We start from the raw sequence: 23,207 nt of genomic DNA, 5'->3' as shown, positions 1-23,207 counted from the left end.
CTTAGCGCATGGCTGTCAGGTTGGCGACAAGCATGCTGCGTTTCTTGGCCATTTGCTCTTCGATTTTGTGCGCCAGGTCAGCCTCGTGGCCACTGGCGATCACGGCTTTGGCGGTGTCGTTCATCTCACGGTGGGTGCGCTTGGCAGCATCGAGCATTGCGGTGCGGAAGATATCACGGATCTTTTGTTGGTCGGCTTCTGACATGTCGTCAGGAAACGATGTGTCGAGTTCTTCAGACACGCGCTTGATAAGTCGTTCGAGGTTCATACTTCTGTCTCCCGTTTGCAGCCTGTTTGCCGCGTTTTCCCTAACGTATGGTGAAAACGCCCTAAGGGCTATCAAAGTCGGGGTTGCAAAGCGGGCCTATGGCTTAAGTGCAACAAAGGCCCGCTGGATTTGCTTTAGTTTACGTCAAACTCAAGCGTCTTGATTTGGGTGAACATGCCCGTTGCTTCAAGCTTGTCGAGCACGGCCTGTTTTGGCTGCGCATCAAGGTAAAGCAGTGCGATCGCCTCGCCGCCTGCGCCTGCACGGCCAAGCGTAAAGTTGGCAATGTTAACGCCCTCCGCCCCCATAGTATTGCCGAGCGCACCGATGATACCGGGGACATCTTCGTTGGTTGTATAGAGCATATGGCGGCCAACCTCGGCGTCGATATTGATGCCTTTGATCTGGATAAACCGCGGCTTGCCGTCGCTAAACACTGTGCCACCGATCGAGCGTTCGCGCATCTCGGTGACGACGGTGACTTTAACGTAGCCTTCAAACGCGCCTGACTTGTCCTGGCTCGTGGTCGAGATTTTCACGCCGCGCTCTTTGGCAATTACAGGCGCGCTCACCATGTTCACATCGGGGTTAACCGACTTCATGATGCCGGCCACAACAGAGCAGTTGAGCGCTTCGAGGTTCATCTCGCTCGCGACACCATCATAGAGGATGTTGATGGCTTTGATCGGCTCGTCTGTAAGCTGACCGATGAAGTTACCAAGATGTGCCGAGAGACTGATCCATGGGCCCATAACTTTGGCTTCTTCCGCAGTCACACTGGGCATGTTGAGAGCGTTCTCAACCGCGCCGGTGAGCAGGTAGTTTGACATTTGGTCAGCCACTTGCAGCGCCACGTTTTCTTGCGCTTCGGTCGTTGCCGCGCCGAGGTGCGGTGTGCAGACAACATTGGGCAGGCCAAACAGCGGGTTCTCGGTTGCTGGTTCTTTGGCGAAGACGTCAAACGCCGCTCCGGCAACATGGCCCGACTTGAGCGCATCCGCGAGGGCTTCTTCATCAACCAAGCCACCGCGCGCACAGTTGATGATGCGCACGCCCTTTTTGGTTTTCGCAATATTCTCGCGGCTGAGAATGTTCTTTGTCTGCTCGGTGAAAGGCACGTGTAGGGTGATGAAGTCGGCGCGCTCAAGCAGCTCATCAAGCTCGACTTTCTCGACCTGCATTTTGTCGGCCTTTTCCTCGGACAGGAAAGGATCAAACGCGATGACTTTCATCTTCAACCCGCGCGCGCGGTCACAGACGATTCCGCCGATGTTACCCGCACCAATAACGCCGAGGGTTTTGTTGGTCAGCTCGGTGCCCATGAACTTCGACTTTTCCCATTTGCCAGCATGCGTAGACGCGCTCGCTTCAGGGATCTGACGCGCCACAGCGAACATCATCGCGATGGCGTGTTCGGCTGTGGTGATCATATTGCCGAAGGGCGTGTTCATGACGATCACACCTTTCTGAGAGGCGGCGTCTTTGTCGATGTTGTCGGTGCCGATGCCCGCGCGGGCGATGACTTTGAGCTTGTCGGCCGCGGCGAGGATCGTCGGTGTTACGCGTGTGGCAGAGCGAATGGCGAGGCCGTCATAGTTGCCGATGATTTCGGCCAGTTTGTCTTTGTCTTTGCCAAGGTCAGGCATGAAGTCGACATCAATCCCGCGGTCGCGGAAAATCTGAACGGCGGTTTCTGAGAGTTTGTCGGATACGAGAACTTTAGGTGCCATGATGATGGTCCTTTTGAAAATTTGGGAAAATTTGGGCGCGCTTATGCGTTGATTTCGGCTTCAAAAGCCCATGCGAGCCAAGGCAGCATCGCAGCTATATCGGCTGTTTCTACCGTGCCACCGCACCAAACCCGAAGGCCTGCGGGTGCATCGCGGTATGCGCCAACGTCCAAAGCGACGCCTTCAGTTTCGAGACGCTTTGCAACCGCTTTCGCGAAAGCAGCGCCGTCAGTGATGCGTGCATCATTGAACTTAAGGCAAACCGATGTGTTCGAGCGCGTGGCTGGATCATCCGCGAGGTTTTCGATCCAGTCATGCTGCTCGCAGAAATCCCAGATCGCGCCAGCGTTGGCGTCAGCGCGTTTGATAAGGCCCTTAAGCCCGCCAACCGAGCGCGCCCAGTCAAGTGCTACGAGGTAATCTTCCACCGCCAGCATTGACGGTGTGTTAATCGTCGCACCCTCAAAGATGCCGTCGATCAGCTTGCCGCCTTTGGTGAGGCGGAAGATTTTCGGGAGGGGCCATGCAGGCGCATAGCTCTCTAGGCGTGCAACAGCGCGGGGGCTGAGGATGATCATGCCATGCGCTGCCTCGCCGCCGAGCACTTTCTGCCAAGAGAATGTCGTCACATCGAGCTTGTCCCAAGGCAAGTCCATCGCGAAGGCGGCTGATGTCGCATCGCAGATAGTCAGGCCTTCGCGGCGCGCTGGTATCGCGTCACCGTTTGGCATGCGCACACCGGATGTCGTGCCATTCCATGTGAACACAACGTCGCGGTTGTAATCGAGTGCTGCCATGTCAACGATCTGGCCATAGTCAGCTGTTAGCACCTTGGCGTCGAGCTTGAGTTGTTTCACAACGTCAGTCACCCAGCCAGCGCCGAAGCTTTCCCATGCGGTCATGGTCACAGGGCGCTCACCGAGCAGGTTCCACATTGCCATTTCCATAGCACCGGTGTCGGAGGCGGGAACAATGCCGATCTTGTAATCAGCTGGAACGCCGAGCAGCTCGCGCGTTTCTTCGATCGCCGCTTTCAGCTTGGCTTTACCAGTAGCTGCGCGGTGCGAGCGGCCCAAGGGCGCATCAGCAAGCTTTGCGAGTTCAAATGTGGGGATTTTGGCGCAAGGGCCAGAAGAGAAACGCGGGTTTGCCGGCCGCGATGCCGGTTGTTGAGTAGCCATCAATGCTATCCTTACAGATAAATGCCCTTCGTTGGGGAAGGGTGTCCCAGTTGCGTGGCTAAACTGCGCGACGGGCTTTCACAACCGTAGAAATGGCGCTATCACGCCGCATAAGCCATAATTTGCGACAGAAATGACTACGATCGGAAACTTCCCTCATGTTCACTGCTACGTTGTTAACCCCTCCGAAAGACCCTTCGCTTGAGGCGGCACTGGTCGAAAACCTGCGCAACGCATGGGGCGGAGGCGAGGCGCATTGGCTTGCTCTTGGCGAGGCGGCGGAGTTCGAGATGGCAGAAATGCCTGACAACCAGTGGGAAGTTTGGGCCGATTTGCAAAGCGCTGGTGTTGACTTGGTGGTGCAACCTTCCGAGGGGCGGCGCAAGCGCATGTTACTCGCGGATATGGACAGCACCATGATTGAACAAGAGTGCATCGACGAGCTGGCTGAGGAGGCTGGTGTCGGGGCCTATGTGAAAGATATCACCGCCAAAGCAATGAATGGTGAGCTTGATTTTGACGGAGCGCTCAAGGAGCGCGTGGCGCTGCTGAAAGGCTTGCCCGAGAGCATCATTGGTAAGGTGCTGGCAGAGCGTATCAGCCTCATGCCCGGCGCGCGTGAGTTACTGACGACGATGAAAGCCAACGGTGCCTATGCGGCGCTGGTGTCGGGCGGGTTCACGGCGTTTACAGGCCATGTCGCGGGTACACTCGGGTTTGATGAAAACCGCGCGAATACGCTTGTTGTTGCATCTGGCAAGCTCACTGGAGAGGTCGGAATGCCGATACTCGGGCGCGAGGCCAAGGTGCAGGCGCTAGAAGAGATCACCGCCAAACTCGGCATAACGGCGCGAGATGTGCTTGCAGTTGGCGACGGCGCGAACGACCTCGGAATGTTGACGCTTGCGGGCAGCGGTGTCGCGCTTCATGCCAAGCCAAGCGTGGCAGCGGAGTGCAACATCAGGATCAACCACGGTGACTTGACGGCGCTGCTATTTGTGCAGGGTTATGCGCGCTCCGAGTTTATGAGCTAAGCCAAGCCACAAGCGCCAATCAGAAACCTGTATGCGCTTGCGCATTCCTTTTGGACAAGCTTGGTGAACAAACGAAAACGGGGCCGCGTGATGCAGCCCCGTTTCGTGTTTTACCAGGTTGAGAGCCTTACGCTTTCCAACCGATTCTCGCGGGATCATATTCAAACGCGATGTGGTGTTCGCCGCCTGCCAAGCCTTCTTTGGTGTGGTTGAAGAGCGAACGCCAGTATGGCTGGATCGTCACAGCGTCATCCTGCAACATCTTCTCGCCTTTCACCATCAGCATTTTGCGCTTTTCCACATCAGGGGTCGCAAGCGCCTCTGTCAGCAGAGCATCAAACTCTTCGTTGGCATAGCCAAACTCGTTCCACGCTTCACCCGAGCGATAGGCAAGTGCCCAGATCTGAACGCCAAGCGGGCGCGGGTTCCAGTTGGTTGAGCTGAACGGATATTTTGTCCAGTCATTCCAGAACGTCGAACCCGGAAGAACCGTGCGCTTCACGTTGAAGCCCGCGTCGCGCAGCTGGGCTGCAACGGCGTCTGTCGTGTTCTTGCGCCAAGCATCGTCGATCGAGAGGATCTCGAGCTCAAAATCCGCCATGCCCGACTCGTCAAGCAGGGCTTTTGCTGCTGCCGGGTCAAATTTTGGCATGCCAACATCAACATACTCAGGGTGTGACGGCCCAACGTGGTGGTTAGCCGCCACAACGCCGCGGCTTTCATAGCCAAGCTCGAGCAACACGTTGTTGTCGACAGCCATCGAGATCGCCTGACGGAACTTTTTGTTGGCATAGGGCTGCTGGCCGTCAACTTCGGCAAGCTGGTTTGGCCGGATAACGATTGTCGCAGAGGTAACAACTTCGTGCTGCATCCAGCCGTCCATCGTGCCCATGATGTCGATGAAATCGCCATCGACAGAGTAGAGCATATCAACTTCGTCGGCTTCGGCCGCGGCAACCCATGCTGACGGGTCTGTGCCGTAGTCGATGAACTCGAAACGGTCTGCCCAAGCGCCGTTGCCTTTGTTCCACCAGTGATCGTCATTTTTGACGAGCACACCTTTTACGCCAACTTCAAGGCTTTCAGGCAAGTAAGGGCCGGTGCCGATCGGGTTTGACAGCATTTCGTCGACACTAAAGGTGCTGTGTACGATCGCCGCTGGGTAGTCGGCCATGCCAGCAACAAGTGAAATATCAGGCGCAGGCAAGTTCAGTTTAACAGTGTGACTGTCGACAACTTCGATCGCGCCCTCAGCAGCTTTGCCTGAAGCTTCGTCGATCAGCACAGCCATGCGACCAGCCATAGAGTTGCCTTCAACGGATTTTTCACACCAGCCAGCAATGTTGCGCGCAACATCTTCGGCGGTAAAGTCGTCACCATTGTTCCACTTTACACCTTTGCGAACATGCAGAGTATAAACTGTCGCATCATCGTTCACGTCCCAGCTTTCGAGCAGGACAGGTGAAAACGAGCCATCGTTGTTCCACTTTACGAGATACTCAAGCCAGCCACGCGAAAAGTTGGCAATTTGTGACCAGTCATAGGTGCGCGGATCTTTCAGGGCGCGCACTTCTTGCTCCATGCGCACAGTGCCGCCCATCTTCATTTTCGCTTCGTCAGCCATTGCCGGAGCGGCCATGCCAAGCATTCCGTAGGCTGTCGCGGCAGTCGCCCCGAAGGTGCTCGCCATAGCGATGAACTCGCGGCGGCTCACTTCGTCGGTGCCAACCGTTGCTGCCTGATCAGTGATGACCTTTGACATCGGTTTACCGGTGCGTGTGAAAAACTTCATGTGTATCTCCCATAGGCGTTGTCGCCCTTCGTTTCATTTGCCGCCATTACAGGCGGTATCTACGGCTCGTCCGTAGACAGTCATCTATGACCCTAAGCGCGGTTTTCCGATCCGGCAAGCCCGTCTGCCAGAGGAGACCACCCTCTCAGCCGATGTAAGGCGGTGTATTGCTTGTGTTTTCAAACTGTTCTTCGGCTTTCACATCAAGGCCGAAGCGCGATCAAAATGTCGTTATAAACCACTTAAGCGCCGCTTTCAGCCCTCAACTGCAGCATCACTCCGTGTGATCGCCATTAGGTTGTGAGTGTGCGCCCTTTTGGTGCACGCGCCCCTCTACCTGCATCACACCTCCTATTGCCCGTCTATTGACCGTCGCAACAATCCGTTTTCGCCCCTGAAACCGCTCAGCCTGTGGAGAATCACTTGTCCAAACGGCTTGACGTTTGCCCCTGTTCACCCGACATCAAGGAGAGCACCAACCTGACCAGCCCCCGGAGCCCGGAGAAATACATGCCACCACGCAACGACGCAGCCTTAGAGTTTCTAAAAACCCGCCGTTCGCGGCCAGCCAAAACGCTGCAAGCCCCCGGCCCAAGCCGCGCCGAGCTTGAAGCCCTGCTTGAAATTGCCGCGCGCGTGCCTGACCACGGCAAACTGGAGCCGTGGCGCTTTGTTGTCATTGAGGGCGCAGCTATGCCGAAACTTGCAGATGCCGCCGAGCAGGCCTCCGCGAATGCTGGAGAAGACGCTGAGAAAACCGCCAAAGCCCGCGCCCAGTTTGACATGGGCACTTGCGCTGTTGCGGTTGTTGTTTCTCCCGTTCCTTCCGAAAAGGTGCCCGAAATCGAGCAGGTATATTCTGCTGGAGCGGTCTGCCTGTCGCTTGTGAATGCGGCCTTGGCCTCGGGCTGGGGCGCGAACTGGTTGTCGGGCGCGCCAAGCCACGACCGCGGCTTTGTTGAAGGTGCCTTGGGGCTGGCTGCACATGAGAGCATCGCAGGTTTTATTCATATCGCCACAGAAACCGCTCCAGCGCCCGAGCGACCGCGCCCAGACGTGAAAGCGAAAACAACATGGGTATGATCTTTACGTCTTTCTTTGCTGCCATCAGCCAGCTTGGTGATGCGCGCTTTCTGAAGGTGCTTGCGCTCGGTGTTGCGCTCACTTTAGCGCTGCTTGTCGGAGCCTATGCAGCTCTATTGTGGGTCATCGAAGCGATGGTTGGCCCTGAGGCCTACATCCCCCTGATCGGCGAAGTCACCTGGCTGAATGACTTGCTCTCAGGGGCGTCATTCATTTTTATGATGGTGTTGTCGATCTTCCTGATGGTGCCGGTTGCTTCGACGATCACCTCGATGTTTCTTGATGACGTCGCCAAGGCCGTAGAAGATGTGCACTATCCCGAGTTGCCGCCAATCCCCCGCGCCAGTTTCGGTGACTCGCTGCGCGATACGCTCAACTTTCTGGGCATACTGATCGGGGCCAACATTCTTGCGCTGATCCTATATGCGATGTTCGCACCGTTCGCGCTGTTCATTTTCTGGGGGCTGAACGGCTTTTTGCTCGGGCGTGAATATTTCACCCTCGCCGCCATGCGCCGTCTTGGCCGCGCAGGGGCTGTGCAGCTGCGCCGCAAACATTTCATTACTATCTGGTTCGCGGGCATCCTGATGGCCGCACCACTCAGCATCCCGTTGGTCAACCTGTTTGTGCCGATCCTAGGCGCGGCAACGTTTACGCACCTGTTTCACCAGCTTCAGCGGCAGGGTCCATCCGGTTGAACCAGTCTAGATCACGCACTGTGATTGTGCCGCTGGTCACGATGTAGAAGATCACCGCCCAGAGCGTCGCCGCGATAAGCGAGGTGATGATCGCCTTGGGCTTGAGGTTGTGCTCGACTGGTGCGCCAGCCTGCGTGCCCGGCTCGATCTCGCCAACATCGCCTTGCGTTTTGAGCCGGATGGGAATGATCATCAGGAACGTCACGAACCACAAAACCGCATAAAGCACGATGGCTGATGTAATACCCATGGCTCAGACCTGCTCTAGCTCAACGAGGCAACCGTTAAAGTCTTTGGGGTGCAGGAACAGCACCGGTTTGCCATGTGCGCCGATCTTTGGCTCACCCGTGCCCAAAACGCGCGCGCCATCGGCCTTGAGTTTGTCACGCGCGACGAGGATGTCGTCGACTTCATAGCAGATGTGGTGGATGCCGCCTGCGGGGTTCTTGTCGAGAAATCCCTGAATAGGGCTGCCCTCGCCCAAAGGATAGAGCAGCTCGATCTTGGTGTTCGGCAGTTCGATGAACACAACGGTGACCCCGTGGTCAGGCTCATCCTGCGGTGCGCCGACATCAGCGCCAAGGGTGCCGGCATATTGAGCGATGGCTGCATCAAGATCTGGAACAGCGATTGCAACGTGGTTCAGGCGACCGATCATGGTTTTCTCCAATTGGTTTTCCCGCTTATGGCCCGTCAAAGCGCCGCCCGCAAGAATACTTGAGGTCGCACCCTCTTGGTTAACCTCTCGTTAGGGCTGGATGCGTAAAGTTTTCTGAATATCTGCTAATTCTGCCAAAAGGAGCTGCCTACATGGACGACTTCACCGAACTGACATTACAAACCAACCCGACTGCCGCGCGCCCTCTCTTGGGGCTAACAGTGCTTGTTGTTGAAGACAGCCGCTATGCCTGCGAGGCCATGCGCTTGTTGTGTCTACGCTCGGGGGCCCGCATCAGGCGGGCAGATTGCATCGCCTCGGCAAGACGGCATTTGCAGGTTTATCGCCCGTCGGTGATCATGATCGACTTGGGCCTGCCTGACGGCTCGGGGCTCGACTTGATCAAAGAACTGGCACAGGCCACGCCCAAGATTGATGTTATCATCGGCATTTCGGGTGAAGACCAGCTTGAAACCAAAGCACTAGAAGCTGGAGCACATAGCTTTATGGCCAAGCCGATTGATAGCATTGGCACATTTCAGCAAACCGTTCTGGCGCATTTGCCCAAGGAGCGTTGCCCCAGCGGACCACGCGTTGTTGTGAATGAAACCGTGCGCCCTGATCCGCTCTCGTTCAACGATGATCTGACACATGTCGCCAACCTGATCAGCGATGGCCACGAGCCTGTTGCTCTTGGGTATCTGGCACAATTTGTGACGGGCGTTGCCAAGAGTGCCCATGATCACGCCCTCGCCGCTGCCGGAGAAGAGCTTGCCCGCGCCCATACAGGCGACAAGCCCACCGCCCAAAGCATCGCCAAACTTGCGGGGATGATACAAGAGCGTCTGGAACGGCCGATCGCGATATGACCGGTGCAGTCGCCAACACGCAATCACCCCAGCAGCGGCCACAAAGCGCCACATTCTCTGGCGATACAGACCTTCAGAAAGCAGGCTAGAGTCTGCAAGGAGGAAGAATATGGAAACGTTTTTTCAGAGATTCGTAAGCGAAGAAAAAGGCGCTGTTACAGTTGACTGGGTTGTTCTGGTTGCTGGCGTGCTGTCACTTTGTGCCGCCGTTTTTGGCGCAGTTCAAACTGGTGCTATCGACCTGACAGACAACACAGGTGAATATCTTGAAGAGTTTGAGCCTTTCACGGGTTAACCTTGACTAGGCAAGTAACCCCGGATCATTTCCCAGCTCAAGGCCGGGGAAGATCGTTGTTTCGAGCAGGCGCTTATCAAAGCCGAATAGCTCACGCATAAGCCAGCCTGAGTAGGCCCGCACATCGCGGGTCGGCATCAGATCACGCCGCTGATAGAGACTGGCCTCGTCGAGCCCCGGCCAGTCTGTCCAAACACGTTTGCCGCGCAAGGCACCGCCTGACATCACCATCAAACCGCCAGTTCCGTGGTCGGAACCGCCGTTGCCGTTGAGCTTTGCTGTGCGGCCAAACTCTGTCATCGCAACCACCGCAGTCTTGCCCCAGACTTCAGTTCCGAGCTCGTTTTTGAGGGTGCTCACCACGTCACCCAACCGGTTGAGCGGGCGCAACAAGGCGCGGTCTTGTTTGGCGTGCGTGTCCCACCCGTTGAGAGAAAACGCGGCAATGCGGCTGTCCTGACGCAGCTTTCCAGCGGCAAATTGTGCGATCTGCTTGTGGCCCCCGCCCTTGCCTGCTTTCGCAGCGTTGGTTGACATCATGCCCATCGCTTCATCTGCGCTCTCGCCGCTCATGCCGATACCTTCGGCACCGTCGGTTTCGTCAGACAGCACTGTCGCCTCGGCAAATGCCTCTGCAAACAGCGGGTCACTTTGCATGACGTGTTCAGCCAACCGAGCGCCCTGTTCGCTTAGCCCGTAAAGCCCCGCGTCGGGGGACCAATTGGCAACCTCTGCCGCGCCCTTCATCAGCAGCATATCGCCGCGGCCCACGGCATAAGCCGTCTCGCTCGTGGTTCCGGCATAGCTTTGCAACAGCCGGTTGAGCCAGCCGTCACGGGCAATTCCGCTTACCGCAGCGCTGCCGGCCTCAAGCAAATCCTGCCCGTCAAAATGCGAACGCTTGTCGCGGTAGGGTGTCGAAACCGCATGCGCAAAACCAAGCTCACCCGCCTGCCAAAGCGGCATCAAGCCTGAAAGAGCGGGGTGCAGAGCAAAGAAACCGTCGAGGTCTTGCGGACTGTCTTTTCCACCCATTTCAGCCTGCGCTGCACGGCCTCGCAGGCTGGAAAAACCGCTGTCGCCATAGGGGCGTACAACGTCGAGCCCGTCCATGCCGCCCCGCAGAATGATCACAACAAGGCGATTGTCCCAGTTGCCACTGGCAAAGGTTACGGGCGTCAGAAACGGGCTTGCGGCAACCGAACAACCGAGACCATGCAGAAAACTGCGGCGCGAAAGGGTGAGCTTGGCCATCGTTACATCCTTTGAAACGCGGGCGAGGCCAGAACCAGCCCCACACCTGTTGCACGGTCTTCGGCGGCACGCGCGGCAAACAGCACCTCGTCGCTCGCCCGTGTTCCGAGCGCACCAACAACAAACTCGCGCGGGTCAGGCAGGCTCGGAGAGAATATCGTCGGAGCGCTCATTGCCCAGCCGACACGCGCCGCAAAGCGCTGAGGTGTGATCCACGCGCTGTCATCTTCGGGCCAGCCGTCAGGCCCGACAGGCTCTTCCCAGGTCTGCCCCATGAGACGCAACGGCACCGCGACAAGCTCGCGAATGCGCTTCCAGTCGTTGACGTTGATCGCCTCGTTCGAGACATTGAGCGCACGCAAGGCCGAGCCGACGAAATCGATCGGTTGCTTCACATTGCCCGGCTCCGGCGACCACGCGGCAGGGTGTTCCAGCAGCGCTTCGGTCATGGCGCCTAGGTTACCGCCGCTGCTGTTATACCGCGCTTCAAGATGCGCGATCAGCATTGGATCGGGCGCGTCGGACACAAAATGCACCGCCAGTTTTGTTGCCAGATGCCGCGCGGTGTCAGGGTGAAGCGCGAGCCGCTCAAGCACAGCATGCACATCAGCAAGCGTGGCGTCACCGCCGCCGTAGTCAACACCGAGAACATGTTCGGCTCCCGGTTGTGCATAGTCGCCCCGAAACTGAAAGCTGCCCTGCGGCGTATAGGTCAGCCCCGTGAGCAGCTCGGCGAGTTCGAATACATCTGTCTGGCTATAGTTGCCATCAACGCCAAGTGTGTGCAGTTCAAGTAATTCTCGCGCAAGGTTTTCGTTCAACCCGCGGCCTTTTTTGCGGCTTGCAGGCAAAAGGCCCACGCGGCTGTCCGGGCCCATCGAGTACTTCTGATCAAGATATTGCAGCATTACGGGCTGCGCCAATACCGCTTTGAGCATATCAGCGAAATTGCCGTTAACATGCGGTCGGATCGCGCTTTCGACATAGGGCGCGCTGGCCCGCTTCATGATGTTGACTTTGCCACGCGCGGTGAAGTGATCGGCCCAGAAAAACGACAGCCGCTCGCGCAGCCCGTCTTGGGTGTGTGCACGCCGCCGCAATGTCTGCCAGAGCCAGCGGTGCTGGGCTTTGCGGGCGCGCCGCTTCTCGACAGCGATTTGCTTTTCGGCTTCTTTGCCCTCGGGCTTTCCGCGGTTTTCACGCCGGAGACGCAACTGCTCTGACATCCGCGCCAAACGCTCTGCAAAGTCTTCATATGGTTCGATTTTGTAGCGCTTTGCGGCTTTGTCTTCCCCACGCAATCGTCGCAACATATCGTCAATGTTGCGCGGCCCACGCAGGCGCGGTGACAGGCCGGTGCCAAAGCGGATTTCGGCGAGGGTGCGATCAAAACTCACGGGGTTGCTCCGGTTTCTCAGAGGAGTTTAGCACAAACGAAACCGCACGCGAGCCTTTCGACACGCGTGCGGTTTTGATCGGCGAAACTGTGCTTTAGTCCTGCGGGATGACGCGCAGGTTAAGCTCCATCAGTTGCTCTGAAAGCGGCTCGTTTGGCGCGTTCATCATCAAGTCTTCGGCGCGCTGGTTCATCGGGAACATGATGACTTCGCGGATGTTTTGCTCATCTGCCAGCAGCATCACCATGCGGTCGATGCCTGCCGCGCAACCGCCGTGGGGCGGGGCGCCGTATTGGAAGGCGTTGACCATACCACCAAAGCGCTTTTCGACTTCATCTTTGCCGTAGCCAGCGATTTCGAAGGCTTTGAACATGATCTCCGGCTTGTGGTTACGGATCGCGCCGGAAACGAGCTCGTAGCCGTTGCAAGCAAGGTCATATTGGTAGCCGAGCACTTCGAGTGGATTGCCCTCAAGCGCTTCCATGCCGCCTTGTGGCATTGAGAACGGGTTGTGTTCAAAGTCGATCTTGCCTGTTTCTTCGTCTTGCTCGTAGATCGGGAAGTCAACGATCCAGCAGAAGGCGAAGCGGTTGGTGTCGGTCAGGCCAAGCTCGTTGCCTATCTCGTTGCGCGCGCGTCCGGCGACGGCTTCAAAGGCTTTGGGTTTGCCGCCAAGGAAGAAGGCCGCGTCGCCGACACCAAGGCCGAGCTGCTGGCGGATCGCCTCGGTGCGCTCGGGGCCGATGTTCTTGGCGAGCGGGCCAGCAGCTTCCATGCCGCCTTCAACTTCGCCGGCTTTCATCTTGGCTTGCGCTTCTTTGACGGTGATGCCGAGTTCTTGCGCCACTGAGTCAGCGGTTTTGTCACGCCAGAAGATGTAGCCCATGCCAGGCAGGCCTTCTTTTTGCGCAAAGGCATTCATGCGGTCGCAGAACTTGCGGCTGCCGCCGGTTGGCGCAGGGATGGCGCGCACTTCGGTGCCTTCTTGCTCCAAGAGTTTGGCAAAGATCGCAAAGCCCGAGCCGCGGAAGTGCTCGGAGCAGTCTTGCATCTTGATCGGATTGCGCAGGTCGGGCTTATCAGAGCCATACCACTTGGCGGCGTCCTTGTAGGAGATCTGCTCCCAGACGGTGTCAACTTTTTTGCCGCCGCCGAACTCTTCAAACACGCCTTGCATGACGGGTTGGATGGTGTCGAACACGTCTTGCTGGGTGACAAAGCTCATCTCAAGGTCGAGCTGGTAGAAGTCGGTTGGTGAGCGGTCGGCGCGCGGGTCTTCGTCGCGAAAGCACGGCGCGATCTGGAAGTATTTGTCAAAGCCGGAAACCATGATCAGCTGTTTGAACTGCTGCGGTGCCTGCGGCAGGGCGTAAAACTTACCGGGGTGCAGACGTGACGGCACGAGGAAGTCGCGCGCGCCTTCCGGGCTGGAGGCGGTGATGATCGGCGTTTGATACTCGCGGAAGTCTTTCTCCCACATGCGCTTGCGGATGGAGGCCACCAGATCAGAACGCAGGTGCATGTTTTTCTGCATCTTCTCGCGGCGCAAGTCGAGGTAGCGATAGCGCAGGCGGGTTTCTTCAGGGTATTCCTGCTCGCCAAACACCATAAGCGGCAGCTCTTCAGCGGCGCCGAGCACTTCGATCTCGCGGATGAACACCTCAATTTCGCCAGTGGGCAGCTTCGGGTTTACCAGATCAGCGTCGCGGGCCTTCACTTCGCCATCAATGCGAATGCAGAACTCGCTGCGCACTTTCTCGACCTCGGCAAAAGCGGCGCTGTCGGGGTCACACAACACCTGCGTGATGCCGTGGGTGTCGCGCAAATCAATGAACAGGATGCCGCCGTGATCGCGGATACGATTGACCCAACCGGAAAGGCGAACGGTTTCGCCAACGTTGGCTTTGGTCAATTCTGCGCAAGTTTGGCTGCGGTAGGCGTGCATGGTGCTATCCTTCAAAGGGGCTTTAGAGCTGCTGTTTAGCTTTGCGCCGGTACACATGTTGAGGGCGGGAAAGTCAAGCCATGTGGTGTTTCATGTGGCCTTAAAGACTCAACAGAGCCAAGATTTTGGCGTTCAACAGCCCCGAAGGCTACAACAAAGCCGAGCCCCGTGCCATAGAGCAGGAAAAAAGCAGGGCAGTATGAACGTGTCACCAACACTCCAGCGTTATCTATATCCGCTTGTCGCATTGGCTTGGATAATCGTTCTTGTTGCGACTTATTGGCAAACGCCTTCGGTTGATCTGACGGCGGTTTACGTTGCCGGCGTTGCCGCCGCAAAGGGCATGCCAGAGGCGATATTTGCCATTCAACCCGACTTTTTGGGCCCCGGCCCCGGCCCTGCTGTTGTTGAAGGCATCAAAGCCGAACTCGGCCTCGTCGGCCACCCGACTGTGCCGTATATCTACCCGCCGATCTGGGCTTGGGTGATAGCCCCGATCACGCAGCTTGTGTCTCAGCCCGTGTTTAGCAAGGCGGTCTTGGTGCTGCATTGCCTGATGCTCGCGGCAACTGTCGGCCTCACATGGCGCATCGTGCGGCCGCCGAAAATGAGCTTTCAAACTTGGGTTTTCTTGGGGTTTCTGGTGTTGTTCACCAGCACGCCCGCGCACCACGCGATTGTTTATAACCAGCCACAGATCACCACGATCTTCCTTGTTGCACTGGCGTTTGAGCGCTACCGCTCGGGGTTTTTCATCCTTGCTGGTGGCATTCTGGCTGTCGCGGCGGCGCTCAAGCTCTCACCAGTATTATTGGCGCTGATCTTCCTGCTGGATCGAAACTGGCGCGCTTTGGGCGGCTTTGTTGTTGTCGGCGGCGTACTTGGACTAAGCAGCATCGCCATTGCTGGCTGGCCGATGCACCTCGAGTTTCTGGCGCTGCTGAGCAAGATCAACAAGCTGGTCATATTGCAAAGCGTCAACAACTCACCGGAGATGATCATCTTTCAGATCGCCAGCCTTTTGCAGGGCAAGGAAGTGTTCTGGGAGGCGATGCAAACCGTCACACACCCCGAGCCGTTCTGGTTGAGCAGCCTGATGGCCTTGGTAAAACTCATGGCGCTTGCCTCGCTTATCCTGATGCGCCCACGTCTTGTGCCGGGAACGGCCGTGCCTGTGTTGCTGCTTGGCTTTTCGCTGGCGACAGCGCTGTTTGGGCCCGTCTCGTGGAGTCACTCTTTCCTGCTGCCGCTTTTGCTGATGCCGACGTTGTTTCACCTCGTCTCAAGGCGGAGCGCATGGGTGCTGATCATCACGATTTTGCTGCTGCAGTGTTCCCCAGCTTACGTCGTTTACGTCAGTCTCAGCAGCGCCTTGTATGTCACAAGCCTAATAGGCGTTCTATGCTATCTTGGACTACTCATAGTGCTGGTCGCAACGGTTCTGCGTGCGGTGCGCTTTGAACCCGAGGTGCCGTTACACTACCGCAAATAGGCCGAGCTTGTTGCGCAAGAACCAGAACAAGCCCAGCATGAACACCACCGAAAACACCCCGTCGACCGCGTAGTGCCAGCCGAGCTGAACCGAGAGCATCTGATAGAGCGCCACAATGCCAATGGGCAAAGCAAAGGCCGCTATCAAAAGAGGCCACTGCAAGGTTGCGCTCTTTTGTGAGAACTCCTTCAGGCGATCAGCCAGATAGAGCCCGCAAACCGTCGCCATACCAACATGCACGGACGGAAAGGCCGAAATGCCGCTGCTGATAATTCTGTTCTCGTCGTCGTAAGCCTTCCAAAGGTGATCACGCATAAACATCAGACTTTCGCCATTGCTCTTGTAGAGATGTGCAAAATGTTCGGCGTAGAGAGGCGCGTCGGCGTGCCCTAGCTTTTCAAGGAAGATCGGCCCCACGGACATAAACGAAAGGGCAAAGGCATGACCCAAGATAAGCCAGCACGCGGCCCAGAGCAGAATGAACGCTTTGCGGCGCTCCTCGTTTTTGTCGACCAAACACAGCAGTGCTGGAAAGTAGAGCGCAAACGGCAACCAGTAGTTAAAGTAAACACTCAACATGCCGTTGGTCGAAAACCCTGACAGAAAGCTATAAGGCCCCGACAGGCCCAAGCTTCTGTCCAACGCAACAAAAGCAGAATCAGCCCAGAAAGGCGATATCATCGACAGGTGGTTTTTAACCAAGCCGAAGGTAGCGACAAAGACTGTTGCACACATGATCGACAGGAGTAACTCGAATTTTACTTGCTGCAGATGCCGCCGGATACGTGTCAGCACAAGCGCGACAACAACAGTCAGAACGATCAGCCACACAGGCATATACCACTGCACATGATCCATGAAACTACTCAAAGAGCGCACGCTCATTTGAAACAGCGTAGAGACGCTCCCACCAACAGCGAACAGGAACAAAGCACCCGCACTGAAATAGACTAGCGTGATCAAGCCAAAGAGATTTTTTGCAGAAACATCTCGATACCACTGGCTCAAACGTTGCCCCACAGCTTGATTCTTTTTCGCAAATGCTATGGTTGATGTTGAGTCTGACATGCTCAATCGCCTCTATCGGTTTACTGCTCTACCTTAAAGTGACCGAGTTTCTCGGCTTAAGTTTGCTCGGTTTGTGGCCATTTTATGAAGACATCAAGTAAGTGCCCCTTGCGCTTCCCTGCTCCACAGCTATAACCCACGACTGTTTGCGCGCACCTGCCAGATTGCCAGCCGGTGTGCCGTTCTGCAGCGAAATGATGGGGGCCACCATGCCGAAGAGAAATGATATCAAGTCGATCATGATCATCGGAGCGGGGCCTATTATTATCGGCCAAGCTTGCGAGTTTGACTACTCCGGTGCGCAGGCCTGTAAGGCGCTCAAAGAAGAGGGTTACCGCGTTATTCTGGTGAACTCGAACCCGGCCACCATCATGACCGACCCCGAACTTGCTGACGCAACATATATCGAGCCGATCACGCCCGAAGTTGTTGCCAAGATTATCGAAAAAGAACGCCCCGACGCGCTGTTGCCAACGATGGGCGGGCAAACTGGCCTCAACACCTCGCTGGCGCTTGAAGAGATGGGCGTACTTGAGAAGTTCAACGTCGAGATGATCGGCGCTACGCGCGATGCGATCGAGATGGCGGAAGACCGCAAGCTGTTCCGCGAGGCTATGGATCGCCTTGGCATTGAAAACCCGAAAGCGACAATTGTGACGGCGCCTGAGGGCGATCTTGATGAAGGTGTCAGAATTGCGCTCGAGTCGCTTGAAGAGATCGGCCTACCCGCGATCATCCGGCCTGCCTTTACGATGGGCGGCACCGGCGGCGGCGTGGCGTATAACCGCGAAGATTATGTGCACTTCTGCCGCACGGGCATGGACGCATCACCGGTGAACCAGATCCTGGTTGATGAGTCGCTGCTCGGTTGGAAAGAGTTCGAGATGGAAGTCGTCCGCGACAAGGCCGACAACGCGATCATCATCTGCGCGATTGAAAACATCGACCCGATGGGAGTTCACACCGGCGACAGCATTACCGTCGCGCCTGCCCTGACTCTGACTGACAAAGAGTACCAGATCATGCGCAACGGCAGCATCGCTGTGCTGCGCGAGATCGGCGTGGAAACCGGCGGCTCTAACGTGCAATGGGCGATCAACCCTGCCGATGGGCGTATGGTTGTCATCGAGATGAACCCGCGGGTGTCGCGCTCGTCGGCTTTGGCCTCCAAGGCGACAGGCTTCCCGATTGCCAAGATCGCCGCGAAGCTCGCAGTCGGCTACACGCTTGACGAGCTTGACAACGACATCACCAAAGTCACGCCGGCGAGCTTTGAGCCGAGCATTGACTATGTTGTCACCAAGATCCCCAAGTTTGCGTTCGAGAAGTTCCCCGGCTCGGAGCCTTACCTGACGACAGCGATGAAGTCGGTTGGCGAAGTCATGGCGATTGGCCGCACCATCCACGAGAGCTTGCAAAAGGCGCTGGCGAGCATGGAATCAGGCCTCACAGGCTTTGACGAAGTCGAGATTGAAGGCGCACCAGACAAGGCCGCTGTTATCAAAGCCATCAGCCAACAAACACCAGACCGTATGCGCACCATTGCGCAGGCGATGCGGCATGGCCTAAGCGATGACGACATTCACGCAACAACGATGTTTGACCGGTGGTTCCTTGCCCGCATCCGCGAGATCGTGGAAGCCGAGGAAGTTGTGCGCGCCGAAGGCTTGCCACAGGATGAGCAAGGCCTGCGTAAACTCAAGATGCTTGGCTTCACCGACGCGCGCCTTGGCACGCTGACAGGCTTCTCGGAAAACGATGTTCGCAAGGCGCGCCACGCAAAAGGTGTGACCGCTGTGTTCAAACGCATCGACACTTGCGCGGGCGAGTTTGAAGCGCAGACGCCTTACATGTATTCAACCTACGAAGTGCCGATGATGGGCGATGTCGAGTGTGAAGCGCGGCCTTCTGATCGCAAGAAAGTTGTGATCCTCGGCGGCGGGCCAAACCGCATTGGCCAAGGCATCGAGTTTGATTACTGCTGCTGTCACGCCTGCTACGCGCTGGCGGATGTTGGCTATGAAACCATCATGATCAACTGCAACCCCGAGACAGTTTCAACAGACTACGACACCTCTGACCGCTTGTATTTCGAGCCGCTGACATTTGAGCACGTCATGGAAGTGCTGCGGGTTGAGCAAGAAAACGGCACATTGCATGGTGTCATCGTTCAGTTCGGCGGACAGACGCCGCTGAAGATTGCGCAAGCGCTGCAAGACGAGGGCATTCCCATCCTTGGCACCACGCCAGATGCGATTGACCTCGCCGAAGACCGCGAGCGCTTTCAGGCTCTGGTCAACCAGCTCGGCCTTAAGCAACCCAAGAACGGCATTGCCAGCACCGACGCGCAAGCCCTTGCGATTGCAGAAGAGATCGGCTTCCCGCTGGTTATCCGGCCCTCATATGTGCTTGGCGGACGCGCGATGGAGATCGTCCGCGATATGGCCCAGCTTGAGCGCTACATCTCGGAGGCGGTTGTTGTCTCAGGCGATAGCCCTGTGCTGCTAGACAGCTACCTCGCAGGTGCGATCGAGCTTGATGTTGACGCGTTGAGTGATGGCAAGACCGTGCATATTGCTGGGGTGATGGAGCACATCGAAGAGGCTGGCGTGCACTCAGGCGATTCTGCGTCGTCGCTACCGCCGCACTCGCTGAGCGCCGACATCATCAAAGAGATCGAAGAGCAGACAGTTGCCCTCGCGCTGGCGCTGGAGGTCAAAGGCCTCTGCAACGTGCAGTTCGCGGTGCAAAACGACGTGATTTACCTCATCGAAGTGAACCCGCGCGCCTCGCGCACCGTGCCGTTTGTGGCCAAGGCGACTGACAGCGCAATTGCTTCAATCGCGGCACGCCTCATGGCTGGTGAGCCGATGAGCAACTTCCCCGAGCGCGCGCCCTACCCTGTTGATGCCCTGCCCGGCACGATCAAAAACACTGATCAAATGTCTTTGGCGAACCCAAATATGCCTTGGTTTAGCGTCAAGGAAGTGGTGCTGCCTTTCGCGCGCTTCCCTGGTGTTGACACTCTCTTGGGGCCAGAAATGCGCTCGACAGGGGAAGTTATGGGCTGGGATCGTTCCTTCCCGCTCGCGTTTTTGAAGGCGCAAATGGGCGCGGGCACCGAGCTGCCGCATAAAGGCCGCGTGTTCTTCTCGATCAAAGACAGCGACAAAACGGAGCAGCTGGTCGAGACCGCGCAGATCTTGGTTGATCTTGGCTTTAGCATCACCGCGACTGGTGGCACTGCGAGCTTCCTTGAAGAGCACGGCATCAGCTGTAGCGTTGTCAAAAAGGTCTACGAGGGGCGGCCAAACGTGGTTGATATGCTCAAGGACGGCGACATTCAGCTGTTGATGAACACCACAGAAGGTGCTGCCGCGGTAGAAGACAGCCGTGAAATCCGATCGGTCGCGCTCTATGATCGCATCCCGTATTTCACCACTGCCGCAGGAGCGCACTCCGCAGCTCTCGCCATGAAAGCCCGCAAAGAGGGTGACTTTGCGGTGACGAGCTTGCAGGGGTAAACCCTGTGACAGACGCCTACAACCCGCCCGACACGCCGCTTGATGTGCTGCATGAAGACCATGAGTTGATCCTTGTGAACAAGCCTTCGGGGCTGCTGTCAGTGCCCGGCAGGGGAGAGCATCTGGCCGATTGCCTGATCGCGCGGGTGCAGGCGGCGTTTCCGGGTGCGCTCTTGGTGCATCGCTTAGACCGCGACACATCAGGTGTGATGGTTTTTGCGGCGAGCCGACATGCGCAGCGGCACTTGGGCCTGCAGTTTGAAAAACGGCAGGTGAAGAAAACATATGTCGCGCGGGTGTCAGGACGGCTGGAGCCAAAAGACGGCACAGTTGACTTACCGCTGATCGTTGACTGGGAAAACCGGCCTCGGCAGATGGTCTGTCACGAGACAGGCAAACAGGCTGTGACCGACTGGAAAGTGCTCAAGTCCAGTGACATCGAGAGCCGCGTGAAGCTGTTCCCAAAGACCGGCAGAAGCCACCAACTGCGCGTGCATATGCTCGCCTTGGGGCATCCGATACTGGGTGATCCGTTTTACGCCACGGGGGCTGCGCTCGCGCATGAGCGCTTGATGCTCCACGCTGAAGAGCTGCGCCTTCGCCACCCCGATGGCGGCAAAGGCCTGCGGTTTTATGTGAAGGCGCCCTTTTAGTAAGGACGCCCTCACTCAGATCTTAGTTTGCGTCGGTTGACCAACCGGAGACAGCTTTGACTTCAAGGAAATCTTCCAAGCCATACTTGCCGCCTTCACGGCCATTGCCTGACTGCTTCATGCCGCCAAAGGGCGAGCCTGCCGCGCGGCCCTTGCCGTTCATCTCGACCATGCCAGAACGCAAGCTGCGCGCCATGCGGTTGAGGCGTGCACCGTCTTGGGTTTGCACATAGTTGGTCAGGCCATAGACCGTGTCATTGGCCAACTCTACGGCTTCTTCCTCGGTGTCAAACGGCGTCATCGCCAGCACGGGGCCAAAAATCTCTTCGCGCGAGATTGTCATGTCAGGCGTGACATCGGCAAAGACCGTAGGGCGCACGTAGAAGCCTTTGTTGAGGCCTTCAGGCCGGCCAACACCACCCGCAACAAGGCGCGCGCCTTCGTCGATACCTTTTTGAATGAGGTCTTGGATTTTGCCCCACTGCACTTCGTTCACCACGGGGCCAATGTGACGCCCGCTTTCGCTTGCAGGGCCAACTGTTACAGCCTTGGCAACAGCCGCGGCGTCTTCAACCGCTTGGTCATAGACTTCACGCTGCACAAACATACGGCTCGGGGCGTTACAGCTTTGGCCGGTGTTGTTCATCATGTGCAATACACCGCGCTTAACGGCCTTTTCGTCGGCGTCGGCGAAGATCACGTTGGCACCCTTACCGCCCAGCTCGAGGCTGACGCGCTTGAGGGTGTCGGCGGCTGATTTGGAGATCAGCGTGCCAGCGCGAGACGAGCCGGTAAAGCTGACCATGTCGACATCTTTATGCGAAGTAAGCTGGCTGCCCACGCCAACACCGTCGCCGTTTACAAGGTTGAACACACCTTTGGGAAAGCCGGCTTCGTCCATCATCTCGGCAAAGAGCATCGCGTCGAGCGGTGTCTCTTCCGAGGGCTTGAGAACCATGGTGCAACCCGCAATTGCCGCGGCGCCAACCTTGAGCGTGACTTGGTTCATCGGCCAGTTCCAAGGCGTGATCAGCGCAGCAACGCCAACGGCCTCGTGAATGATACGGTCGTTGGGGGCATCGGCGTTAAGCGCGTGCTCGAACTCAAAGTTCTTCGCGGCATTGATAAAACCGCTCAAATGCCAACTGCCAGCACCAACTTGTGACGACGAGGCCATGTCAATCGGTGCGCCCATTTCCTGCGAGATCGTAGCACCCATTTCGGAAGCACGGGCTTGATAGACTTCAAGCAATTTTTCGACCTTGGCAATGCGCTCTTCAACCGGCGTTGCCATCCACGCTGGCAGCGCGGCTTTTGCGGCGGCAACTGCGGCGTCGGTGTCGGCTTGCCCACCAAGCGCGATAACCGCAAAAGGCTCTTCTGTTGTCGGATCAATCACTTGGTAGTCACGGCCTTCAGCTGCGTCGACCCATGCTCCGTTGATGTAAAACTGGCGGTTCTCGATCATCTTATTTCTCCCAAAGATTTGGGGCACTTTGTCACCCCTCGCAGAATGCCGCAAGTCACCCTTTTAGTTAGGCTTGCGCATGAATACATGTAGGGTGTGAATTAGAATTTTCGCAACTCGAACCCTAAAAGAGGAGCCAACTATGGGCCTGCGCATCAATGACACTGTTCCGAATTTCACCGCTGAAACCGACCAAGGCAGCATCAAGTTTCACGACTGGATCGGCGACAGCTGGGCTGTTCTGTTCTCGCATCCGAAGGACTTTACCCCAGTTTGCACAACCGAGTTCGGCGCTGTAGCGCAGCTTGCCGACGAGTGGGAAAAACGCGGTACGAAGGTGATCGGCCTGTCTGTGGACAGCGTTGAAGAGCACCACGGATGGAAGAAAGACATCGAAAGCTATGCCGGTGCCAAGGCCGGTTTCCCGATCATCGCCGACCAAGACCTCGCGGTTTCCAAGGCGTTTGACATGCTACCAGCCGAGGCCTACTTGCCCGACGGTCGCACCGCTGCCGACAGCGCCTCTGTGCGCTCGGTTTTCATTATCGGGCCAGACAAGCAGCTGAAGCTGTCGATGACCTACCCGATGACAGTTGGCCGCAACTTCGCCGAAGTTCTGCGCGCCCTCGACGGGTTGCAGATGTCGGGCAAAGGTGTTGCGACACCAGCAAACTGGGTGCCGGGTGAAGACGTGATCATCCCGCCGACAGTTTCCAACGACGACGCAAAAGCGAAGTTTGGCGAGTTTGAAACTGTCTTCCCCTACTTGCGCAAAACAAAAGCGCCCTCCTAAGAGAG

20 protein-coding genes are annotated in these 23,207 nt (G+C 57.1%); 9 read left to right on the top strand and 11 right to left on the bottom strand.

Annotation, left to right across the window (positions count from 1 at the left end):
- Window position 1 precedes the first annotated feature (1 nt).
- The 3 genes from KO498_RS05905 to KO498_RS05895 all read right to left on the bottom strand — a co-directional run bounded on the left by KO498_RS05905 (window position 2) and on the right by KO498_RS05895 (window position 3,179).
- A complete protein-coding gene (locus KO498_RS05905) occupies window positions 2-268 on the bottom strand; it encodes a hypothetical protein (protein WP_215958955.1) in 267 nt (88 codons plus the stop codon).
- 134 nt (window positions 269-402) lie between these two features.
- Window positions 403-1,998, bottom strand: coding sequence for a phosphoglycerate dehydrogenase (gene serA, locus KO498_RS05900; protein ID WP_215958954.1), 1,596 nt, complete (start codon window positions 1,996-1,998; stop codon window positions 403-405).
- 41 nt (window positions 1,999-2,039) lie between these two features.
- The gene (locus KO498_RS05895; RefSeq protein WP_215958953.1) at window positions 2,040-3,179 is read right to left on the bottom strand and encodes a phosphoserine transaminase; all 1,140 of its coding nucleotides are present in this window, start codon (window positions 3,177-3,179) and stop codon (window positions 2,040-2,042) included.
- Between the two features lie 158 nt (window positions 3,180-3,337).
- Here KO498_RS05895 and serB point away from each other — a divergent pair, with 158 nt between their 5' ends.
- A complete protein-coding gene (gene serB, locus KO498_RS05890) occupies window positions 3,338-4,213 on the top strand; it encodes a phosphoserine phosphatase SerB (protein ID WP_215958952.1) in 876 nt (291 codons plus the stop codon).
- 127 nt (window positions 4,214-4,340) lie between these two features.
- On the opposite strand, the gene KO498_RS05885 is transcribed toward serB, so the two are convergent.
- A complete protein-coding gene (locus KO498_RS05885; RefSeq protein WP_215958951.1) occupies window positions 4,341-6,005 on the bottom strand; it encodes an ABC transporter substrate-binding protein in 1,665 nt (554 codons plus the stop codon).
- 510 nt (window positions 6,006-6,515) lie between these two features.
- Between KO498_RS05885 and KO498_RS05880 the strand changes: the two genes are divergently transcribed.
- Window positions 6,516-7,088, top strand: coding sequence for a nitroreductase family protein (locus KO498_RS05880; RefSeq protein ID WP_215958950.1), 573 nt, complete (start codon window positions 6,516-6,518; stop codon window positions 7,086-7,088).
- Complete coding sequence (locus tag KO498_RS05875; protein WP_215959417.1) at window positions 7,085-7,786, top strand: EI24 domain-containing protein; 702 nt, start codon at window positions 7,085-7,087, stop codon at window positions 7,784-7,786. The genes KO498_RS05880 and KO498_RS05875 overlap by 4 nt, the downstream gene beginning before the upstream one ends.
- On the opposite strand, the gene KO498_RS05870 is transcribed toward KO498_RS05875, so the two are convergent.
- Both KO498_RS05870 and mce read right to left on the bottom strand, forming a co-directional pair.
- Window positions 7,740-8,036: a DUF1467 family protein gene (locus KO498_RS05870; RefSeq protein ID WP_215958949.1), complete on the bottom strand. Its 297-nt coding sequence runs from the start codon at window positions 8,034-8,036 to the stop codon at window positions 7,740-7,742. The genes KO498_RS05875 and KO498_RS05870 overlap by 47 nt on opposite strands.
- Window positions 8,037-8,039: 3 nt before the next feature.
- Window positions 8,040-8,444 (bottom strand): methylmalonyl-CoA epimerase, encoded by a 405-nt coding sequence (mce, locus tag KO498_RS05865; protein WP_215958948.1) that lies wholly within the window; start codon window positions 8,442-8,444, stop codon window positions 8,040-8,042.
- A 152-nt stretch (window positions 8,445-8,596) separates the two neighbouring features.
- On the opposite strand from mce, the gene KO498_RS05860 reads away from it, so the two are divergent.
- Both KO498_RS05860 and KO498_RS05855 read left to right on the top strand, forming a co-directional pair.
- The gene (locus KO498_RS05860) at window positions 8,597-9,313 is read left to right on the top strand and encodes a response regulator (RefSeq protein WP_215958947.1); all 717 of its coding nucleotides are present in this window, start codon (window positions 8,597-8,599) and stop codon (window positions 9,311-9,313) included.
- 109 nt (window positions 9,314-9,422) lie between these two features.
- The gene (locus KO498_RS05855; RefSeq protein WP_215958946.1) at window positions 9,423-9,608 is read left to right on the top strand and encodes a Flp family type IVb pilin; all 186 of its coding nucleotides are present in this window, start codon (window positions 9,423-9,425) and stop codon (window positions 9,606-9,608) included.
- 6 nt (window positions 9,609-9,614) lie between these two features.
- Here KO498_RS05855 and KO498_RS05850 read toward each other — a convergent pair whose 3' ends face one another.
- From KO498_RS05850 to aspS, 3 genes are all read right to left on the bottom strand, one after another.
- Window positions 9,615-10,862, bottom strand: coding sequence for a DUF1501 domain-containing protein (locus KO498_RS05850; RefSeq protein WP_215958945.1), 1,248 nt, complete (start codon window positions 10,860-10,862; stop codon window positions 9,615-9,617).
- A gap of 2 nt (window positions 10,863-10,864) precedes the next feature.
- Window positions 10,865-12,259, bottom strand: a complete 1,395-nt coding sequence (locus KO498_RS05845; RefSeq protein WP_215958944.1) for a DUF1800 domain-containing protein — start codon at window positions 12,257-12,259, stop codon at window positions 10,865-10,867.
- A gap of 94 nt (window positions 12,260-12,353) precedes the next feature.
- The gene (gene aspS / locus KO498_RS05840) at window positions 12,354-14,204 is read right to left on the bottom strand and encodes an aspartate--tRNA ligase (RefSeq protein WP_215958943.1); all 1,851 of its coding nucleotides are present in this window, start codon (window positions 14,202-14,204) and stop codon (window positions 12,354-12,356) included.
- A 199-nt stretch (window positions 14,205-14,403) separates the two neighbouring features.
- On the opposite strand from aspS, the gene KO498_RS05835 reads away from it, so the two are divergent.
- The gene (locus KO498_RS05835; protein WP_215958942.1) at window positions 14,404-15,696 is read left to right on the top strand and encodes a glycosyltransferase family 87 protein; all 1,293 of its coding nucleotides are present in this window, start codon (window positions 14,404-14,406) and stop codon (window positions 15,694-15,696) included.
- Here KO498_RS05835 and KO498_RS05830 read toward each other — a convergent pair.
- Window positions 15,679-16,764 carry a phosphatase PAP2 family protein gene (locus KO498_RS05830; RefSeq protein WP_215958941.1) on the bottom strand — a complete coding sequence of 362 codons (1,086 nt, stop codon included), beginning with the start codon at window positions 16,762-16,764 and terminating at the stop codon, window positions 15,679-15,681. The two genes, KO498_RS05835 and KO498_RS05830, sit on opposite strands and share 18 nt — an antisense overlap.
- Window positions 16,765-16,973: 209 nt before the next feature.
- Between KO498_RS05830 and carB the strand changes: the two genes are divergently transcribed.
- Together carB and KO498_RS05820 are read left to right on the top strand one after the other, a co-directional pair.
- Entirely contained in the window at window positions 16,974-20,288 is a 3,315-nt protein-coding gene (gene carB / locus KO498_RS05825; protein ID WP_215958940.1) for a carbamoyl-phosphate synthase large subunit, read from the top strand.
- A gap of 5 nt (window positions 20,289-20,293) precedes the next feature.
- Window positions 20,294-20,941 (top strand): RluA family pseudouridine synthase, encoded by a 648-nt coding sequence (locus KO498_RS05820; protein WP_215958939.1) that lies wholly within the window; start codon window positions 20,294-20,296, stop codon window positions 20,939-20,941.
- Window positions 20,942-20,963: 22 nt separating this feature from the next.
- Here the strand turns inward: KO498_RS05820 and KO498_RS05815 are convergent, their stop codons facing one another.
- Entirely contained in the window at window positions 20,964-22,409 is a 1,446-nt protein-coding gene (locus KO498_RS05815) for an aldehyde dehydrogenase family protein (protein ID WP_215958938.1), read from the bottom strand.
- Window positions 22,410-22,551: 142 nt separating this feature from the next.
- On the opposite strand from KO498_RS05815, the gene KO498_RS05810 reads away from it, so the two are divergent.
- Entirely contained in the window at window positions 22,552-23,202 is a 651-nt protein-coding gene (locus tag KO498_RS05810; protein ID WP_215958937.1) for a peroxiredoxin, read from the top strand.
- The last annotated feature ends 5 nt before the right edge of the window (window positions 23,203-23,207 follow it).

Origin of the sequence: Lentibacter algarum (assembly GCF_018860975.1) — a bacterium.
Lineage (GTDB): Bacteria > Pseudomonadota > Alphaproteobacteria > Rhodobacterales > Rhodobacteraceae > Lentibacter > Lentibacter algarum_A.
Note: the sequence above shows the minus strand (reverse complement) of the source record. Positions and strands in the feature narration are given on the sequence as shown.

Bases quoted from the DNA above. Each gene is read 5' to 3' on its own strand.
- KO498_RS05870 (WP_215958949.1), bottom strand. From the start codon at position 8,036: ATGGGTATTACATCAGCCATCGTGCTTTATGCGGTTTTGTGGTTCGTG.
- carB (WP_215958940.1), top strand. From the start codon at position 16,974: ATGCCGAAGAGAAATGATATCAAGTCGATCATGATCATCGGAGCGGGG.
- serA (WP_215958954.1), bottom strand. From the start codon at position 1,998: ATGGCACCTAAAGTTCTCGTATCCGACAAACTCTCAGAAACCGCCGTT.
- mce (WP_215958948.1), bottom strand. From the start codon at position 8,444: ATGATCGGTCGCCTGAACCACGTTGCAATCGCTGTTCCAGATCTTGAT.
- KO498_RS05850 (WP_215958945.1), bottom strand. From the start codon at position 10,862: ATGGCCAAGCTCACCCTTTCGCGCCGCAGTTTTCTGCATGGTCTCGGT.
- KO498_RS05830 (WP_215958941.1), bottom strand. From the start codon at position 16,764: ATGTCAGACTCAACATCAACCATAGCATTTGCGAAAAAGAATCAAGCT.
- KO498_RS05815 (WP_215958938.1), bottom strand. From the start codon at position 22,409: ATGATCGAGAACCGCCAGTTTTACATCAACGGAGCATGGGTCGACGCA.
- serB (WP_215958952.1), top strand. From the start codon at position 3,338: ATGTTCACTGCTACGTTGTTAACCCCTCCGAAAGACCCTTCGCTTGAG.
- KO498_RS05880 (WP_215958950.1), top strand. From the start codon at position 6,516: ATGCCACCACGCAACGACGCAGCCTTAGAGTTTCTAAAAACCCGCCGT.
- KO498_RS05855 (WP_215958946.1), top strand. From the start codon at position 9,423: ATGGAAACGTTTTTTCAGAGATTCGTAAGCGAAGAAAAAGGCGCTGTT.
- KO498_RS05860 (WP_215958947.1), top strand. From the start codon at position 8,597: ATGGACGACTTCACCGAACTGACATTACAAACCAACCCGACTGCCGCG.
- KO498_RS05875 (WP_215959417.1), top strand. From the start codon at position 7,085: ATGATCTTTACGTCTTTCTTTGCTGCCATCAGCCAGCTTGGTGATGCG.
- aspS (WP_215958943.1), bottom strand. From the start codon at position 14,204: ATGCACGCCTACCGCAGCCAAACTTGCGCAGAATTGACCAAAGCCAAC.
- KO498_RS05895 (WP_215958953.1), bottom strand. From the start codon at position 3,179: ATGGCTACTCAACAACCGGCATCGCGGCCGGCAAACCCGCGTTTCTCT.
- KO498_RS05835 (WP_215958942.1), top strand. From the start codon at position 14,404: ATGAACGTGTCACCAACACTCCAGCGTTATCTATATCCGCTTGTCGCA.
- KO498_RS05810 (WP_215958937.1), top strand. From the start codon at position 22,552: ATGGGCCTGCGCATCAATGACACTGTTCCGAATTTCACCGCTGAAACC.
- KO498_RS05885 (WP_215958951.1), bottom strand. From the start codon at position 6,005: ATGAAGTTTTTCACACGCACCGGTAAACCGATGTCAAAGGTCATCACT.
- KO498_RS05905 (WP_215958955.1), bottom strand. From the start codon at position 268: ATGAACCTCGAACGACTTATCAAGCGCGTGTCTGAAGAACTCGACACA.